This window comes from Bradyrhizobium sp. ERR14 (assembly GCF_014198235.1).
Taxonomy (GTDB): domain Bacteria; phylum Pseudomonadota; class Alphaproteobacteria; order Rhizobiales; family Xanthobacteraceae; genus Bradyrhizobium.
In genome coordinates this window covers 141,455-158,542 of sequence record NZ_JACIHD010000005.1, presented here as the reverse complement: position 1 = coordinate 158,542, position 17,088 = coordinate 141,455, and the positions used below count along the sequence as shown (strand labels likewise).

The following is a 17,088-nucleotide window of genomic DNA, read 5'->3' as shown; positions in this document are numbered from 1 at the left end:
GCCGCCGCGGCGTACTGGATCGCCCGCCTTCGCGGGCGATGACAGCGGAGTATGGAGTATATGGCGGCGGCAGGTCGCGAAGGATGCAATGACGCCGCTTCCGGCGTGCCCCAAAGTTTCCCCCCGCCCAACTTTAAGACACCGGGCTCGCGTTCCTTAACCCGTTATTTACCGTAACAGGAAAAAGTCGGTTTTCGAGGCAGACGACCCGCGCCAAATCCGATTGTCTTTGCAACCGGCACGCGAGGGGAGGCTGGAGGCGCCGGGTGGGGCGCCGGAGTCGGAACCGGACAGAGTCATGAATTCGCGCGTATCGTGGAGTGTTGACGGCATCGATCCATCCGTCAGGGAGCGGGCCGAAGCTGCTGCGCGTCGCGCCGGCATGTCCCTCAACGATTGGCTGAACTCGACCCTCGGCGAAACTGCTCCCCCGAACTTTCGCGAACCGTACGACCAGCGTCCGCAAGCCCCGCACGTTCAAACGCGAGGACCGAGTCAGGAAAGCCGCGAAGTCGCCGACATCCACCAGCGGCTCGACGCGATCACCCAGCAGATCGAGCGGATCTCCAAGCCCGCGCAGCGCCAAGATACTTCACGACAGGATTCGTCGCGGCAGGACCCTTCGCGGCCAGACGCCTCGCGCGAGCAGGGCGTCGCGCGCCAGCTCAACGATGCGATCTCGCGTCTCGATGCGCGGCTGTCGCAAATCTCCCGGCCGCAGCCTCAACCGCAGCAGCCCTCGGCTCCGCGTCCCGCGCCGGCCGACACGCGCCAGCGCCAGGCCGATGCGGTCGAGCGCGCGGCGGCGCAGGTCTATCGCAACGCCCCGCCCCTGAGCCCCGCTTCGTTCGACGTCGCCGTCGCCGAGATCACCGCGCGGCAGAGCGAGCTCGACGGCTTCACGCCGCGGCAGATGCCGCCGCGCGCCGCGCCCTCGATCGCGCCCAATGCTGCTCCCTGGGCCGCTCCTTACGCACCTCCGATGGCGCCACCCGCGCCTGCCCATGCTCCGCCGCCACCGCAGCCGGGGCCGGATTTTTCCGCGCTCGAGCGCCATCTGCTCAAGATCACGAGCCAGATCGAGTCGCTGCAGCGCCCCGACAATACCGAGCAGGCGATCAACGCCTTCCGCAGCGAGCTTGCCGAGATCCGCGCCGCCATCACCGAGGCGATGCCGCGGCGCGCGATCGAATCGATCGAGAACGAGATCCGCTCGCTGCATCGCCGGATCGACGAGACGCGTTCCAACGGCACCGACGGCCAGGTCCTGTCGGGCATCGAGCACGCGCTGTCCGACATCAAGCAGGTGCTGCGCACGCTGACGCCGGCCGAGCAGCTCACCGGCTATGACGAGGCGATCCGCAATCTCGGCGCCAAGCTCGACCTGATCCTGCGCGCCAATGACGATCCCTCGACGGTGCGCCAGCTCGAAGGCGCGATCACCGCCCTGCGCGGCATCGTTTCCAACGTCGCCTCCAACGAAGCGCTGGCACGCCTGTCCGAAGACGTGCAGCTGCTGTCGTCCAAGGTCGACCAGGTCACCCGCGCCTCGGGCCAGGGCGACAGCTTCGCGGTGCTGGAGCAGCGCATTGCGGCGCTCACCGCGGCGCTGGAAACGCGCGAGCGGCCCCAGCCGGCCGAGAGCACCGAGCACCTGGAATCCGCGATCCGCGCGCTGTCGGACCGCTTCGACCGCATGCAGGTCGGCAACGATTCGGCCTCGACCTTTGCGCATCTCGAACAGCGCGTCTCGTATTTGCTGGAGCGGATCGAAGCCGCCGCCGATCCGCGCAACGGCAGTTTGAGCCGCGTCGAGGACGGGCTGCACGACATCCTGCGTCACCTCGAGCGGCAGCAGGCGACCTATTCCGCGCTGGCCGAGAGCCGCAGCTCCGCAGCCCCGGCCGATTCCGGCGTGGTCGATCTGGTCAAGCGCGAGCTGTCCGACATCCGCTTCAGCCAGGCCGAGACCAACCGCAGCACCCAGGACTCGCTCGACGCCGTCCATAGCGCGCTCGGCCATGTCGTCGATCGCCTCTCCATGATCGAGGGCGATCTGCGCGCGGTGCGCACCGCGCCGCCGGCCCCTGCGCCGCAGCCGATGCCCATGCCGATGGCCGCTCCCATGGAGCCCGCGCCGCCGATGGCGCGTGAGCCGCGGCCGCAAGCCCAGCAGCAACCGAAATACGATCCGAAGCCGGAGCTGCCGAACCCCGCCGCGCAGCAACAGGCCCACGCGCAGCAACAGGCTCACGGCGCCTTCGCCCAAGCCGCCTTCTCCGCCGCGCCGCGTGAATTCCATGCCGCTACCCCCGCCGCGCCGCCGCCGGTTCCGTCGGCACCACCGGTGCCGCCGCGCGCGATCAGCGAGATCCTGGAGCCGCACACGGTCCCCGCCCGCATCGCGCTCGCGCCGGAATTGCCGCCGGATCATCCGCTCGAGCCGGGCACACGGCCAGGTGGACGCCTCGCCACGCCATCGGAGCGCATCGCCGCCTCCGAGAGCGCGATCAGCGACATTCCCGCCGCGCCGAAAGAGCCGGTGTCGTCGTCGAGCTTCATCGCAGCCGCCCGCCGCGCCGCCCAGGCCGCCGCCGCGCAGCCGGAAAAGCCGGCGCGCGGCGCCAAGGGTGGTGCGAAGGCCGGCGCCGATCGCGGCAAGGACAAGGGCAAGGACGGCAGCTCGACCATCACCTCGAAGATCCGCTCGCTGCTGGTCGGCGCGAGCGTGGTCGTGATCGTGCTCGGCACCTTCAAGATGGCGATGAACCTGCTCGAAGGCAGCGCGCCGCCGGCGCCGCAGGCCATGGACAATACGTTGAGCCAGCCGGCGCCGCAGGCCCCACCGCCACCGCCGGTGATCGAGAACAAGCCCGCCACGCCCGAGCAGGTCACACCATCGATGACCTCGCCGACGCCGATTGGACGGCAGTCCCAGAACAACGCCGCGCCGGCTCCCGCCGTCAATTCGGGCAACTCGGCCTCGGTCGAAATTCCGCCGGCGCCCGCCGCATCCGTGCCGCCGCCTGCCACGAGCAGCGACGTCACCGGCGCGCTGTCGGGCGCGAGCCGCGCCAAGCTCGGCATGATCCAGGTGCCGCCGAGCGAAAAACTGCCTGACGGCATCGGCGGCCCGGTACTGCGCACCGCCGCGATGAAGGGCGATGCGACCGCGGCCTACGAGATCGGCTTGCGCTTTGCCGAAGGCAAGGGCGTTGCCACGAATTACGACGAAGCGGCCAAATGGTACGACCGCGCGGCGCAGGCCGGCGTGGTGCCGGCGACCTTCCGCCTCGGCACGCTCTACGAGAAGGGCCTCGGCGTGAAGAAGGACGCCGACATCGCCCGCCGCTACTACACCCAGGCCGCCGAGCGCGGCAACGCCAAGGCGATGCACAATCTCGCGGTGCTCGATGCCGACGGCGGCGGACGCGGCGCCAACTACAAGAGCGCGGCGCAATGGTTCCGCAAGGCCGCCGATCGCGGCGTAGCCGACAGCCAGTTCAACCTCGGCATCCTCTATGCCCGCGGCATCGGCGTCGAACAGAACCTCGCCGAATCCTACAAATGGTTCAGCCTCGCAGCTGCCCAGGGTGATGCGGACGCCTCCGGCAAGCGCGACGACGTCGCCAAGCGTCTCGACCCGCAATCGCTCGCGGCCGCCAAGCTCGCGATCCAGACCTTCAGCGCCGAGCCGCAGCCCGACGACGCCGTCAACGTCACGGCGCCCGCCGGCGGCTGGGACAGCGCGCCGCAGGCGAATGCAAAGCCGGCGCCGAAGCAAGTCGCGACCAAGCGCTCGGCCTCGGCGGCGCATTAAAGGCGAATTGCTTTAGACAGACAGAACGAGCCGCGCGCGCGGTGCACCTCTCCCGCTTGCGGGAGAGGTCGCGGAGCGAAGCGACGCTGGTGAGGGCTCTCGCCTCTTGGGGGTTCTCGCGAGAGGAGACACCCTCTCCCCAACCCTCCCCCGCAAGCGGGGGAGGGAGCGCATCTCGCGTTATCGCAACGATCGGGGCCTCGTTCACGACCCTCGTCAACATTCACCACGCCCGAAATTCCGGGTCCCTCCCGGCTCCGAATTCCGCTATTGAGGGGCGCGGCAATCGTTCCGACCTTCCCGCGAGCATTCCGCGACAATCGATCCGTCTCGCCGGCGTATGGTCCTTCGATGCAGCTCTATCTTCCGATCGCCGATCTTCCCGTCAACGTCTTCCTGGTGCTCGCCATGGGCGCCGCGGTCGGCTTCGTCTCGGGGATGTTCGGAATCGGCGGCGGCTTCCTGATGACGCCGCTGCTGATCTTCATCGGCATCACGCCGGCGGTCGCGGTCGCCTCGGTCACGAGCCATATCGCGGCCTCCTCCTTTTCCGGCGCACTGTCTTATTGGCGGCGGCGCGCGATCGACCCGGCGCTGGCGAGCGTCCTGCTCTGCGGCGGCGTCACCGGCACGGCGCTCGGCGTGTGGACCTTCACGCAGCTTCGTGCGCTCGGCCAGCTCGATCTGATGATCGCGTTCTCCTACGTGGTGCTGCTCGGCACCGTCGGCAGCCTGATGTTCTCGGAAGGGCTGCGCGCACTGATGCGGACCCGGCGCGGCGCGCTGCCGCCACGACGCACGCACAATTGGATCCACGGGCTGCCGCTGAAGATGCGCTTCAAGCGCTCGAAGATCTATCTCTCGGTCATCCCCGTGGTGATCGTCGGCATCATGATCGGCTTCATCGGCGCCATCATGGGCATCGGCGGCGGCTTCATCCTGGTGCCGATCATGATCTATCTGTTGAGGGTGCCGACCTCGACGGTGATCGGGACCTCGATGGTGCTGACGCTCGTGACGATGCTGTTCGCGACCATGCTGCACGCGGTGACCAATCACCTCGTCGATGCCGTGCTGGCGCTGATCCTGATGGTCGGCGGCGTCACCGGCGCGCAGTTCGGCGTCCGCGCCGGGCAGAAGATCCGCGGCGAGCAGCTGCGGCTGCTGCTCGGCCTCCTGATCCTCTCGGTCGGCGTCCGCTTCGCGATCGAGCTGGTGATCCGGCCTGAGGATCTCTTCACCATCCGCGAGCTGGGAGTGAGCGGATGATGCGCGCAGCTCTCGCACTCCTGCTCGTCCTGCTGCTCGGCTCCGCCGCGCGCGCCGAGCGTCTGATCGTGTCGGTGTCCAACCACCGCGTCACGGTGACACCGAACTATTCCGGCGAGGAGCTGGTGCTGTTCGGCTCGGTGGAGAAGGACGCGACGACACCCGCCGATCGCACGGCCTATGACCTCGTCGTCACCGTGATGGGCCCGCGCGCCGACATGGTGACGCGGCGCAAGGAGCGCACCTTCGGCATCTGGATCAACACCGACTACCGGCAGTTCCTGCAGGTGCCGAGCTATCTGGCGCTGTTCGCCAACCGTCCCTTCGAGGCGATCACCTCGCCCGAGATCGCGCGGCGCCAGCAGATCGGGCTGAACAACGTGCTGCTGACGCAACGGGTCGGCGGCGATTATGCCGACGTGGTGCCGAACGACGCGTTCCGCTCGGCCTTCATCCGCCTGCGTACCCAGCGCGGGCTCTATCGCGAGGATCCGAGCGCGGTCACGTTCCTGACGCCGACCCTGTTCCGCACCGGCATTCCGCTGCCGGCGGAGGTGCCGATCGGCACCTACGAGGTCGAGATCAAGCTGTTCGCGAACGGCGCGTTCATCAGCAAGACCGAGACCGCGTTCGAGATCGTCAAGGTCGGCTTCGAGCAATTCGTCGCCACCACCGCCAGGCACAACGGGCTGATCTATGGCCTCGTCACCGCCGCGATGGCGCTGATGACGGGATGGATGGCATCGATCGTGTTCCGGAAGGATTAGTTGCCGTCATTGCGGCGCGCGCCACTCTCTCCGCTCGTCGTCGCCCGGCTTGACCGGGCGATCCAGTATTCCAGAGGCCGGCGTTAGGGAGCTCGCTCTCGCAACGGCCGCTGCGGCGTACTGGATGCCCCGGTCAAGCCGGGGCATGACAGTGGGGCTCACGGCGCCTGGATCACCGTCGGCACGCCCGGCTCCAGCAGCCGCAGCCGCGTTCCGAAACCGAGCACGTCGAACGTCTTGCGCAGATCCTCGCTGTTCTGGCGGAAATGCGCCCAGCCTTCGGTATGCACGGGCACGATCGTCGCATCGGGGAAGGCGCGCGCCGTTTCGATGGTGTCGTTGGTGTCCATGGTGAGGTGGAACGGCCCACGCGTCTGCGCGGCGCCGGCGAAGGGCAGCACCACGCCGCATTTGAAGCGGCGCGCGACTTCGGCGACGCCGTCGAACCAGGTGGTGTCCCCGCTGATGTAGACCGTGCTGGTGTCCTTCCGGCTGGACGCCACCACGAAGCCGATGACGTCGCCCGACAGCGGCTCGATGCCAGCCGGGCCATGGCGCGCCGGCGTCGCGGTGATGGTCAGGGTGTTGCCGTCGCTATCCTTCAGATGCGTCGTGCTCCAGGGCGCAAGGCCCTCGACATGGCCGCCGAGGCGCTTCGCTCCCGCCTCCGTCGTCAGCACGCGCTTGACCTTATGGAGATAGTCGCGGCCCGAATGATCGAGATTGTCCGAATGCTGGTCATGGCTGAGCAGCACGGCATCGACCGGGCCGATCGAATCGGCTTTCAACGCGGGACCGATGGTTTTCTCCAGCGTCACATGCGGCAGCTGGTAGGCGCCGGGCGCATCGAAGGTCGGGTCGGTGAGCAGGCGGAAGCCGTCGATCTCGATCAGCGCGGTCGGGCCGCCTATCAGGGTGATGGAAATGGGCACGAGAGAACTCTCCTCTTACGAGACAGGCTTTGCAGGGCGCGTCACCAGGTAGATGCCGAGCGCGACCGGGATGATGCCCAGCAAATCACGGGCCTCGACGTGCTCACCAAGGACGAGATACGCGAACAGCATGCCGAGCGGCGGCATCAGGAAATGATAGGCGCTGGCGGCGGTCGCGCCGCACACTTTCAGGAGATGGAACCAGAGCCAGTAGGCGAGGATCGAGCCGCCCAGCACGAGGAACGCAAAGGCGCCGATCAGGCCCGGCGTATAGTCGATCGCGTGCACGTCGGCGAAACTGAACGCGATCGGCGAAAGTGCGAGGCCGGCCGCGAGGTTCTGCACGCCATTGCCGATCCACAAGGAGCCCTTCGGCGCGAGCAGCTTGAACAGGATGGTGCCGGCAACCAGCGAGGCGAGCGAAGCCAGCGTGAAGACGATGCCGTGCAGGGAATCCGTGCCGACCGACAGGCGATGCCAGACGATCAAGGTCACGCCGGCGATGCCGAGCAGCAGGCCGCCGGCCTTGCGCCAGGTCATGCTCTCGCCGAGCAGCAGGGTCGCGAGCGCGGCGGTGAAGACCGGATTGGCCGAGACGATCAGGCCGCCGAGGCCGGCGGAGACCGATTGCAGGCCGGTGTAGCCGAGGCCGAGATAGAGCGCGTTGTTGGCAATCCCAAGCACGGCGAAGATCGCCGCATCGCGCCAGGTTAACGACCAGCTGTCGCCGCGGATCAGCGTGGCGCCCAGGATCAAAATGCCGGCGAGCGAGAAGCGCGCGGCGAGCAGGATCAACGGCGGGCAATGGGTGACCCCGATCTTGCCGGCGACGAAGGCGTAGCTCCAGAGCAGGCAGAACAGGCCGATGGCGAGCGGAAGGGTGTTGAAGCGGGTGCGGGGGGCCGAAATCGAGGGGGCGAGCGACATGGGGGCATTCTCCTGAGCCTCGATCTAGGGGAGCCCGCTTGTCATTTGGAAATTAAATGATTAACTCCATGTCAGTGGAATTTCGAATGGAGGCGGTCATGCTCGATCTCGAGCTGCTGCGCAGCTTCGTCTCGGTGGTCGAGGCCGGCGGCTTCACCCGCGCCGGCGCGCGCGTCCATCGCACGCAGTCGACCGTCAGCCAGCAGATCAAGCGGCTGGAGGACGATATCGGCCAGGTGCTGCTGCACCGCGACGGCAAGACCGTGCGCCCTACCGAGGCCGGCGAGCGGCTGCTGTCCTACGCGCGCCGGCTGCTTTCGCTGGCCGAGGAGGCGCGCGACGTGCTGCGCCAGCCGGATGGCGAAGGCGCGATCCGGCTCGGCATCCCCGAGGATTTCGCGGCGTACCGGCTGACCAAATTACTGGGCGCGTTCGCGCGCTCGCATCCGGGCCTGCGGCTCGACGTGCGCGCAGACCAGAGCAAGCATCTGGCGCGCGATCTCGAACGCGGCGAGCTCGACCTTGCGCTGTTCAAGCGTGCGGCCGGCGAGAAGGGCGCCATCGCGGTGTGGCCGGAGCGGGTGCACTGGGTCACCAGCAAGAGCCATCCTGTCGATGTTCACGCCGCGTCCGTGCCGCTGATCGGCTTTCCGACCGGCTGCCTCTACCGTGCCGGCGCCATCCACGCGCTGGAAAGCGTCGGCCGCGCCTGGCACATGGCCTATTCCTCGTCGAGCCTCTCCGGGATCCAGGCCGCGGTCGCCGCCGGCATGGGCCTCAGCATCTTGTCGGAGATGTCGATCCAGTCCGACCACCGCGTGCTGACGGCGAAAGATGGTTTTGCGCCGATCAACAAGACCGAGGTCGCACTGATGGCCTCGCCCGATGCGAGCCCGGCAACGCTGCGACTTGCAGATCGTCTCGCCGAGTTTTGCGATGCAGTGCAGGCGAAGGCGGCTTGAATTCGCAGAATATCGGACGGTCTCTTAGTTCGCCGCGGACATCAGCCTGTCGCCGCACGCATTCGCATAGAACTTGCCGCCACATTGGCGCTTGATGGCGGCGCAGCGGGCCGCGGGCGAGGCATTCTGCGGGACCGTGAAGCCGCAGCTGAGGCCATCGGCGCTGCGACCGGGCTTGCCGGCGGCAAACGCGGCACTGAGGGTCCCGATGCAGACGACGAGCAGGGCCGCCGCGGCGATCTCGATCAGCAGTCGCGTCAGCAGTCTCATGGGAATGTTCCTCCACACTGATGGCTGAATTGATCCGCAATCTAGCACCGAATCCCGGTTTCTCCGTGCTCCCCCGGGTTCCCAAATCGGCCCGTTCCTTGCATAAATTTACGCCAGCGCAGTGCAAGGCCGCATCGGCGACAGTTCCGGTGCAGGGGCAAGACGCGTAGGGTTAGTGGTGTGTTCGACCAGGAAGTGACGGCTTTGCAAGATCAATCGTTCCAGCCCAGTTTTCCCGCCCCCGGCCAGCCGATCGACGAGCTCGCGCTGGCTGAGATCAAGGGCGCGATCCTGGCGAAGCTGCGCCTTGCCATCGGCAAGGATGCCGGCATGGCGACCAAGCACGACTGGTACCAGGCCGCAGCGCTGGCGCTGCGCGACCGTGTCGTGCATCGCTGGCTCACGGCCGAGAAGCACAGCTACGACGCGGGCCGCAAGCGCGTCTATTATCTCTCGCTCGAATTCCTGATCGGCCGTCTCTTTACCGACGCGCTCAACAACATGGGCCTGCTCAAGATCTTCGAGGTCGCGCTCGGCGATCTCGGCGTCTCGCTGCCGGAGCTGCGCAAATGCGAGCCGGACGCTGCGCTCGGCAATGGCGGCCTCGGGCGGCTTGCCGCCTGCTTCATGGAGAGCATGGCGACGCTGTCGATCCCCGCGATCGGCTACGGCATCCGCTATGATTACGGCCTGTTCCGCCAGATCATCAACCAGGGCTGGCAGCAGGAATATCCCGACGAATGGCTGAGCTTCGGCAATCCCTGGGAATTGCAGCGGCCCGAAGTGATCTACGACATCAATTTCGGCGGCGGCGTCGAGCATGTCGACGACAAGGGCCGCGACCGCGCGATCTGGCATCCGGGCGAGACCGTGCAGGCGATCGCCTATGACACGCCGATCGTCGGCTGGCGCGGCCAGCACGTCAACGCGCTGCGCCTGTGGTCGGCGCGTTCGCCCGATCCGCTCAAGCTCGACGCCTTCAACAAGGGCGACTATGTCAGCGCCACCGCCGAGCAGTCGCGCGCGGAAGCGATCTGCAAATTCCTCTATCCGAACGACGAGAGCCCGGCGGGCCGCGAGCTGCGCCTGCGCCAGGAATATTTCTTCGTCTCGGCCTCGCTCCAGGATCTCGTCAAGCGGCACCTTGCGTCAGACGGCCAGCTGCGCAGCCTGTCGAGCAAGGTCGCGGTGCAGCTCAACGACACCCATCCGAGCCTCGCCGTCACCGAGCTGATGCGGATCCTCGTCGATCTGCACAATTTCCGCTGGGACGAGGCCTGGAAAATCACGGTCGCCACCCTCTCCTACACCAACCACACGCTGCTGCCCGAGGCGCTGGAGACCTGGCCGGTCGAGCTGTTCGAGCGGCTGCTGCCGCGGCATCTGGAGATCATCTACCGCATCAACGTGCAGCATCTGGCGCTGGCCGAAGCGCGCTGCCCCGGCGACATCGACTTCCGTGCCTCGGTCTCGCTGATCGACGAGAAGAGCGGGCGCCGCGTGCGCATGGGCCAGCTCGCCTTCGTCGGCTCGCACCGCATCAACGGCGTCTCGGGGATGCATTCGGACCTGATGCGCGAGACCGTGTTTCACGACCTCAACCACCTCTATCCCGGCCGCATCACCAACAAGACCAACGGCATCACCTTCCGGCGCTGGCTGATGCTGGCGAATCCGAAGCTGACCGACCTGTTGCGCGAGACCTGCGGCGAGGCGGTGCTCGACGATCCGACCCAGCTCTCGCTGATCGAGGCCCGCGCCAGCGACGTCGAATTCCAGAAGAAGTTCCGCAGCGGCAAGCTTCATAACAAGACCGCGCTGGCGCGCCTGATCGGCGAACGGCTCGGCATCAAGGTCGACCCGACCGCGCTGTTCGACGTGCAGATCAAGCGCATCCACGAATACAAGCGCCAGCTCCTCAACGTCATCGAGACCGTCGCGCTGTACCAGGCGATCAAGGACAACCCCAATGGCAATTGGGTGCCGCGGGTGAAGATCTTCGCCGGCAAGGCTGCCGCGAGCTATCGCTACGCCAAGCTGATCATCAAGCTGATTAACGACGTCGCCGAGGTCGTCAACAACGATCCCGCGATCGGCGGCAAGCTCAAGGTGGTCTTCCTGCCCGACTACAATGTCAGCCTCGCCGAAGTGATCATTCCCGCGGCCGACCTGTCGGAGCAGATCTCGACCGCCGGCATGGAGGCCTCCGGCACCGGCAACATGAAGCTGGCGCTGAACGGCGCCATCACCATCGGCACGCTCGACGGCGCCAATATCGAGATCCGCGACCATGTCGGCGCGGAGAACATCGCGATCTTCGGCATGGAGGCCGGCGACGTGATGATCCGGCGCAAGCAGGGGCTGGACGCCTCCGACCTGATCCGCAACTCGCCGAAGCTGCAGCGCGCCATCAATGCGATCGGCACCGGCGAATTCTCGCCCGGCGATCCCGGCCGCTTCGAGTCCATCGCGCACGCGCTGCGCTATCTCGATCATTACATGGTCAGCGCCGATTTCGATTCCTATTACGAGGCGCAGCGCAGTGTCGATGCGCGCTGGCTGGTGGCGCCGGCCTGGACGCGCGCCTCCATCCTCAACGTCGCGCGCATGGCGTGGTTCTCCTCCGACCGCACCATCCGCGAATACGCCGAGGAGATCTGGAACGTGCCGGTCGATCCGACCACGCCGTTGCTGCCCAACCTGCGCGACGCCGCGGGCTGATTTTTCCGCGGCGTGGAAGCGGCGTTACCTGTGAGGTTATTGATTTGGCAGGATAGCCATCATATTACGGCTTGAGATTTTTTCTGGCCGGAGTCGATCGTGCCTGTCGGCGAGTATGTCAGCCCTGATGGGCAGCTTCGATTGCTCGTCATTTGCCCCGACGGGGATTGGACGTTGGGGTTTGACGGCTTCCCCTGGCACACGCATGGCAGCATTCTTGCCAGCCTCTCCGGGAAGGACGAGGAAACCGCAATCGTCGACTTCGTCGCCGACCTGACCAGCTGCAAGAGCATCGTCGCGATCAAGCGTATCGGAGGCGCGGTCGCGGATGTCTGGGTGACGGATGATCCAGCGGATGATGCTTTGAGCTCACGGCAATATGGCCCCAGCGACGAAACGATGGAGTTTCGTCGTTGGGACGGAAGCGCAGTAAAGGTCTGATTTAATGCACGCCAAGCTCCCGCATCCCTTCGACGATGCCACCCGCGTCACTGCCGGCGACTCCAGCTGGCAGGGGCACACCAGCGACGATTACTGGGCCTTTGTCGGCCCGTTCGGCGGCGCCACCGCCGCGACCATTTTGCGCGCGCTGATCGACCACCCGGAGCGCGCCGGCGATCCGCTGGCACTGACCGTCAATTACTGCGCGCCGATCGCCAAGGGGCCGTTCGATCTCGACGTGCGGCTGGTGAAGGCCAACCGTTCCAGCCAGCACTGGAGCGTCGAGCTCGGCCAAGGCGGCGGCGAGGTCGCAACGCTCGCCACCGCGGTGTTCGCCGAGCGGCGACCGTCCTGGGAGCATCGGGTAGCGCAATATCCCGAAGCAAAGCCGTTCGAAGAGACGCTGCCGTTCCCGAGGATCCAGGCCTCCTGGGCCAACCAGTACGAATTCCGCTTCGTCGAGGGCGAGATGCGGATCGGCCCAGCGCAGGCCGAACCCGCCAGCACCTATTCAAAAATCTGGATCAGCGACCGCACGCCGCGCAAGCTCGACATGCTGTCGCTGATGTCGATGTCGGACGCCTTCTTCGGCCGCGTCTTCCACGCGCGGCGCGAGCTGGTGCCGTTCGGCACGGTGTCGCTGACGACGTATTTCCACACCGGCGCAGACGAACTCGCGGCCGAGGACATCACCCGCGTGCTGGCGACGGCGGACGCAAAGATCTTCCACAAGAGCTACGCCGACCAGAACGGCGAGCTGTGGTCGCCGAACGGAAGGCTGCTGGCGACCACGACGCAGATTGCGTATTTCAAGGCGTGAGCTTTCTCCACCCCTCGTCCCGTTCTTGCCGGGATCCCTAACCCGCCATTCGCTGCCTCAGGCTCTGATAAAACGCCGTCTCGAAATTCATGTAACCGATGAACGACGTTGGATCGCCGAACGGAAGAATCTGCGTGGCCCAGAACCCGCCGAACCCGTTCTGCCGGTCGATCCAATAGAACAGATTGGCAAGGCCCGCCCAGCCGAGGGCGCCGGCGGGACGCCCGGTAGGTGCTTCCTGGTCGTTGATCATGAAGGACAGCGCCCAGGACTTTGACTGGCCCGGCAAGAACTCGGCATCATTGCACAGAGCTGGGATGACGCCGGTGATCGGTGTCACCTTCTTGTCTCCGAGATGATTCTTCTCCGCCATGCGCACGGTCTCCGCCTTCAGCACGCGGCCGTGCTCGCCGGCACCGTCATTCAACCACATCCGGATGAAACGCATGTAGTCGCCGACCGTGCCGTAAAGGCCGTGGCCACCCATATGCACTTCAGGGTTGGCGGGGAGCTCGAAATCCATCGGCGTCAACGAGCCGTCGGCGCCGCGCGCGTGGATCCCGGCCAGTTTGCCGCGCATGGCCTCCGTCAGCTCGAAGGTCATATTCTTGATTCCGAGCGGCTCGAAGATGCGCGTATTGAAAACCTCGCCAAGCCGGCGCCCGGCGATGGCCTCGACGATTTGGCCGCACCAGTCGAGATTGGTGCCGTAATCCCAGCGCTCGCCCGGATCGAACAGCAGCGGCGTCATCAGGCAGGCTTTGGAAGCCGTGATGACGCTGGGCTGCCCCTTCTCTTCGGCGAGGCGGTTATAGGTGCGGTTGATGAAATCGTAGCTGAGACCGGCGGTATGCGTCATCAGCATCCGTGTGGTGATGTCCCGCTTGGGCGCCCGCAGCATTGGCTCACCCGCGGCATCAAAGCCCTCGATGACCTGGAGCTTGCCGATGTCCGGCGCGTAGCGCTTGGCCGGTGCGTCGAGATCGAGCTTGCCCTCTTCGACGAGTTGCAGCACGGCCGTGCCGGTGATCGCCTTGGTCGTGGAGAAGATGGCAAAGATGCTGTCGGCCGTCATGTCGGCGGGCTGGTCAAGGCGCCTTTTTCCCGCAGCACCTTCGTAGATGTTGCGATAACGATCCGTCACCATCGCGACGACGCCGGGCACGCGCGGCGTGGATGTAACGACACCGTCGAGAACGGCGTCTGCAGCAGCACCGAAATTCGTGCTCATGGTTGTCCTCCCGTTTGGATTGGATGAATTCCGTCGACGCAGCGCTTCGCGAGCACTCAGTTCATGGTGAAGCCCAGGTAGCCGCTGGCGGCGACCTCGTTGCATTTCTGCCGGTAGGCGCCGACGCCGCCGCAGTAGGACAGAACGCGGCGCGGTTTGCCTTCGACGTTCGAGCCCAGGTACCAGGAATTGGTCTTCGCGATCAGCGTCGCATTGGCGATCTCATCGTGATGCGCCACCCATCCGTCTTCGGCATCCCTGGTCGGCTCAACCACCTTCAGGTTCTTCGTGCGCACGAACCTGATGCAATCGTCGATCCATTCGACCTGCTGCTGAAGGCAAGTGGTCATGTTGCAGAGCGCAGCCGACGGAGCCAGCGGCACCGCGGTCGTGAACAGGTTCGGGTAGCCGTGAACCTGCAGGCCCATCGTGGTGCGGATATCCTTGCTCCAATCCTCCTTCAGCGACCGGCCACCGCGGCCCCTGATATCGATGCGCGTCAACGCGCCGGTTCCGGCGTCGAATCCAGTCGCCAGAACGATGACGTCGAGCTCGTGGATCGTCCCGTCCGCGGTCTGGATACCCATGGGTGTCACGCGTTCGATCGGATTGGCCTTGACGCTGACGATCTCGACATTGGGGCGGTGGAAGGCCTCGAGGAAATTCTGCTCCAGCGGCACCCGGTGCGTCCCGAAACCGTAGTCGGCCGGAATCAAGGCTTCGCACAGCTTTGGATCCTTCAGTCGCTCGCGCATCTTCTCGCGCACGAAGTCGGAGATCTCGGCGTTGACCTCGGGGTCGAAGAACAACTCGGCGAAGGACGAGATCCACAGCTTCAGGGAGCCGTCGTTCCAGCAATCCTCGATCACCTCCCTGCGCCGTTCTGGCGAAAGTCCGGCCCAGGCGTGCTCGAAATCGTATTCGAACCCGGTGAAGGTATGCGGGAGGCGCTCCGTGAGATGCTGGAATTTTGACTTGTAGGCCTGCGCATCTGCCGCGCTGTACTTGGGATTCTTCATCGGAATCATGTATTGCGGCGTGCGAATAAAGACCTTCAGATGACCGACCTCGCCAGCGATGGTCTGGATGACCTGGATGCCGGTTGCGCCGTTGCCGATGACGCCGACGCGCTTGCCGGCAAAATCGATCGGCTCCCTGGGCCAGCGCGCCGTGTGGAACAACTGCCCCTTGAACGTCTCCTGTCCCGGAAACGATACGTGCGGGGCGGAGAGCATGCCGCAACAGGTGATCAGAAACTGAGTGTCGATCACGTCACCCCTGTCGGTCGTGACCAGCCAGCGCTGTGTGGCTTCGTTGAAATGGGCGGTTTTGACGATCGTCCCGAACTGGATGTCCTTGCGCAGATCGAGGCGGTCGGCGATGTAGTTGAGCCAGCGTTCGATTTCCGGCTGGCCGGGGAATTTCTCGCTCCAGCTCCATCCCTTGTAGAGCTCCTCGGAGAACAGATACTGGTAGATGTGGCTTTCTGAATCGAAGCGGGCGCCGGGATAGCGATTCCAATACCAGGTGCCGCCCACGCCTGCGCCCGCGTCAATTGCCCTGACCTTTAATCCCTGTTCGCGCAAACGGTAGAGCTGATAGAGCCCGGCGACGCCGGCTCCAACAACCACCGCGTCGAATTTCGCCGTGACATGCGCGCCATTGCTTCCATTGGGTTTGGTCGCCGTTTCCGCCATTTTTCCCTCCTAGGTGTTTCCAGAGCGCGCGCGGCCCTCCCCACCCGTCGTGCGCTCGGATGGTGGTGCATCGCGTCATTTGTCGGTCCCGCGAGTGCCTGCGGCTTTTCACCCTTCTTCCGCACTTGCCCGGGACGCGAGGGAGGCTATGAGGCGGGCTGCGTTCCCGGCTTGAACAAAACCGACAATCCTTTGAATGAAGCCGGAGGCCGGCGCCGACCTCGCCCGAGCTCGCTTGGCAAATGGCAAATCCGGCCTATGCTGCTGCCTTGCCGATCGGCCAATGAGAACAACAAGCAGTCGACCATGCCAAAACTCCAGGGAGGAGGCTCGCGCGATGGGGCAGTTCATCACGGTCGAGGAGCTGCCACGCTATGCTCCCGGCGAAATGATGCTGGACAGTTCGGCGGTGGGGAAAGCCGATTTTCGGCTGCGCGTGTTCCGCTATGCGCCATCCGATATCTGGGTGCCGCCGTCCGATAACTTTCTGATCGTGATCTATCGCGAAGGCACCACGGCGATGAAGCGCCGCGTGACCGGATCCTGGAAGCAGGATCGCGTCGGCCGCGGCGTCACGACACTGCTGACGCGGGCCGAAGCGTCGAACTGGCGATGGTCCCATGACATCGAAGTCAGTCATCTCTACATCTCGCCCAGGCTCATGGCGAAGACCGCGAGCGAGGCTTTTGACCGGGATACCGAAAGCGTCGAGCTTCATGATCTGCTCAGGATCGAGGATCCAGTCCTGACCTGGATTGCTGACCAGATGGTGCAGGAGGTTTCCGCAGGAGGTCCGGGCGGCCGGCTCTGCTACGATGCCATGGCACTTCAGGCGAGCATTCACATCCTGCGAAAATACGCCTCAGTGCAGTTCAAGATGCCCTGTGCGCAAGGGCCCTTCAGGCCGGCGCATGCGCGAATGATCGAGGATTATATCGAGCAGAACATTTCCCGGAACATCACGCTCGACGAACTGGCCAACATCTGCAACTGCACGCCGGTGCAGTTCGCCCGCAAATTCCAGGCACACTATGGCATGCGGCCGCACAGCTATGTCCTCACCCGCAAGGTGGAGCGCGCCTGCGAACATCTGCGCAAGGACCGCTTGGCGTTGAAGGAGATCGCCCTGTTGAGCGGATTCTCCGACCAGAGCCATCTCAACCGGATCTTTCGCCGGCACATGAGTACGACTCCCGCAGAATATCGCAAGCAATGCACGGGCTAGACAGCC

The 17,088-nt window shown here is 65.4% G+C and carries 13 protein-coding genes; 8 read left to right on the top strand and 5 right to left on the bottom strand.

Features of this window, described 5'->3' with window-relative positions; genetic code table 11:
* The first annotated feature begins 298 nt into the window (after positions 1 to 298).
* From GGD62_RS16790 to GGD62_RS16780, 3 genes are all read left to right on the top strand, one after another.
* A complete protein-coding gene (locus tag GGD62_RS16790) occupies positions 299 to 3,820 on the top strand; it encodes a tetratricopeptide repeat protein (RefSeq protein WP_183709096.1) in 3,522 nt (1,173 codons plus the stop codon).
* Between the two features lie 351 nt (positions 3,821 to 4,171).
* Entirely contained in the window at positions 4,172 to 5,089 is a 918-nt protein-coding gene (locus GGD62_RS16785; protein ID WP_183709095.1) for a sulfite exporter TauE/SafE family protein, read from the top strand.
* Positions 5,086 to 5,856: a TIGR02186 family protein gene (locus GGD62_RS16780; protein WP_018316371.1), complete on the top strand. Its 771-nt coding sequence runs from the start codon at positions 5,086 to 5,088 to the stop codon at positions 5,854 to 5,856. The genes GGD62_RS16785 and GGD62_RS16780 overlap by 4 nt, the downstream gene beginning before the upstream one ends.
* A 158-nt stretch (positions 5,857 to 6,014) precedes the next feature.
* Here the strand turns inward: GGD62_RS16780 and GGD62_RS16775 are convergent, their stop codons facing one another.
* Complete coding sequence (locus GGD62_RS16775; protein ID WP_179731996.1) at positions 6,015 to 6,788, bottom strand: MBL fold metallo-hydrolase; 774 nt, start codon at positions 6,786 to 6,788, stop codon at positions 6,015 to 6,017.
* A gap of 15 nt (positions 6,789 to 6,803) precedes the next feature.
* The gene (locus GGD62_RS16770; protein ID WP_183709094.1) at positions 6,804 to 7,715 is read right to left on the bottom strand and encodes a DMT family transporter; all 912 of its coding nucleotides are present in this window, start codon (positions 7,713 to 7,715) and stop codon (positions 6,804 to 6,806) included.
* A gap of 98 nt (positions 7,716 to 7,813) precedes the next feature.
* Here GGD62_RS16770 and GGD62_RS16765 point away from each other — a divergent pair, with 98 nt between their 5' ends.
* Entirely contained in the window at positions 7,814 to 8,677 is an 864-nt protein-coding gene (locus GGD62_RS16765; RefSeq protein ID WP_183709093.1) for a LysR family transcriptional regulator, read from the top strand.
* A gap of 24 nt (positions 8,678 to 8,701) precedes the next feature.
* Here GGD62_RS16765 and GGD62_RS16760 read toward each other — a convergent pair whose 3' ends face one another.
* The gene (locus GGD62_RS16760; RefSeq protein WP_177237082.1) at positions 8,702 to 8,947 is read right to left on the bottom strand and encodes a hypothetical protein; all 246 of its coding nucleotides are present in this window, start codon (positions 8,945 to 8,947) and stop codon (positions 8,702 to 8,704) included.
* Positions 8,948 to 9,151: 204 nt separating this feature from the next.
* Here GGD62_RS16760 and GGD62_RS16755 point away from each other — a divergent pair, with 204 nt between their 5' ends.
* The 3 genes from GGD62_RS16755 to GGD62_RS16745 all read left to right on the top strand — a co-directional run bounded on the left by GGD62_RS16755 (position 9,152) and on the right by GGD62_RS16745 (position 12,929).
* Positions 9,152 to 11,668, top strand: coding sequence for a glycogen/starch/alpha-glucan phosphorylase (locus tag GGD62_RS16755; protein ID WP_183709092.1), 2,517 nt, complete (start codon positions 9,152 to 9,154; stop codon positions 11,666 to 11,668).
* Between the two features lie 99 nt (positions 11,669 to 11,767).
* Positions 11,768 to 12,109 (top strand): hypothetical protein, encoded by a 342-nt coding sequence (locus tag GGD62_RS16750; protein WP_018316377.1) that lies wholly within the window; start codon positions 11,768 to 11,770, stop codon positions 12,107 to 12,109.
* Positions 12,110 to 12,113: 4 nt separating this feature from the next.
* Positions 12,114 to 12,929, top strand: a complete 816-nt coding sequence (locus GGD62_RS16745) for an acyl-CoA thioesterase II (RefSeq protein WP_183709091.1) — start codon at positions 12,114 to 12,116, stop codon at positions 12,927 to 12,929.
* Positions 12,930 to 12,966: 37 nt separating this feature from the next.
* On the opposite strand, the gene GGD62_RS16740 is transcribed toward GGD62_RS16745, so the two are convergent.
* A complete protein-coding gene (locus tag GGD62_RS16740; RefSeq protein WP_183709090.1) occupies positions 12,967 to 14,160 on the bottom strand; it encodes a serine hydrolase in 1,194 nt (397 codons plus the stop codon).
* Between the two features lie 56 nt (positions 14,161 to 14,216).
* Entirely contained in the window at positions 14,217 to 15,857 is a 1,641-nt protein-coding gene (locus GGD62_RS16735) for an NAD(P)/FAD-dependent oxidoreductase (RefSeq protein WP_183236736.1), read from the bottom strand.
* A gap of 337 nt (positions 15,858 to 16,194) precedes the next feature.
* Between GGD62_RS16735 and GGD62_RS16730 the strand changes: the two genes are divergently transcribed.
* A complete protein-coding gene (locus GGD62_RS16730; protein ID WP_018316381.1) occupies positions 16,195 to 17,082 on the top strand; it encodes a helix-turn-helix domain-containing protein in 888 nt (295 codons plus the stop codon).
* The last annotated feature ends 6 nt before the right edge of the window (positions 17,083 to 17,088 follow it).

Bases quoted from the DNA above. Each gene is read 5' to 3' on its own strand.
- GGD62_RS16770 (WP_183709094.1), bottom strand. From the start codon at position 7,715: ATGTCGCTCGCCCCCTCGATTTCGGCCCCCCGCACCCGCTTCAACACC.
- GGD62_RS16790 (WP_183709096.1), top strand. From the start codon at position 299: ATGAATTCGCGCGTATCGTGGAGTGTTGACGGCATCGATCCATCCGTC.
- GGD62_RS16780 (WP_018316371.1), top strand. From the start codon at position 5,086: ATGATGCGCGCAGCTCTCGCACTCCTGCTCGTCCTGCTGCTCGGCTCC.
- GGD62_RS16730 (WP_018316381.1), top strand. From the start codon at position 16,195: ATGGGGCAGTTCATCACGGTCGAGGAGCTGCCACGCTATGCTCCCGGC.
- GGD62_RS16735 (WP_183236736.1), bottom strand. From the start codon at position 15,857: ATGGCGGAAACGGCGACCAAACCCAATGGAAGCAATGGCGCGCATGTC.
- GGD62_RS16760 (WP_177237082.1), bottom strand. From the start codon at position 8,947: ATGAGACTGCTGACGCGACTGCTGATCGAGATCGCCGCGGCGGCCCTG.
- GGD62_RS16745 (WP_183709091.1), top strand. From the start codon at position 12,114: ATGCACGCCAAGCTCCCGCATCCCTTCGACGATGCCACCCGCGTCACT.
- GGD62_RS16740 (WP_183709090.1), bottom strand. From the start codon at position 14,160: ATGAGCACGAATTTCGGTGCTGCTGCAGACGCCGTTCTCGACGGTGTC.
- GGD62_RS16785 (WP_183709095.1), top strand. From the start codon at position 4,172: ATGCAGCTCTATCTTCCGATCGCCGATCTTCCCGTCAACGTCTTCCTG.
- GGD62_RS16765 (WP_183709093.1), top strand. From the start codon at position 7,814: ATGCTCGATCTCGAGCTGCTGCGCAGCTTCGTCTCGGTGGTCGAGGCC.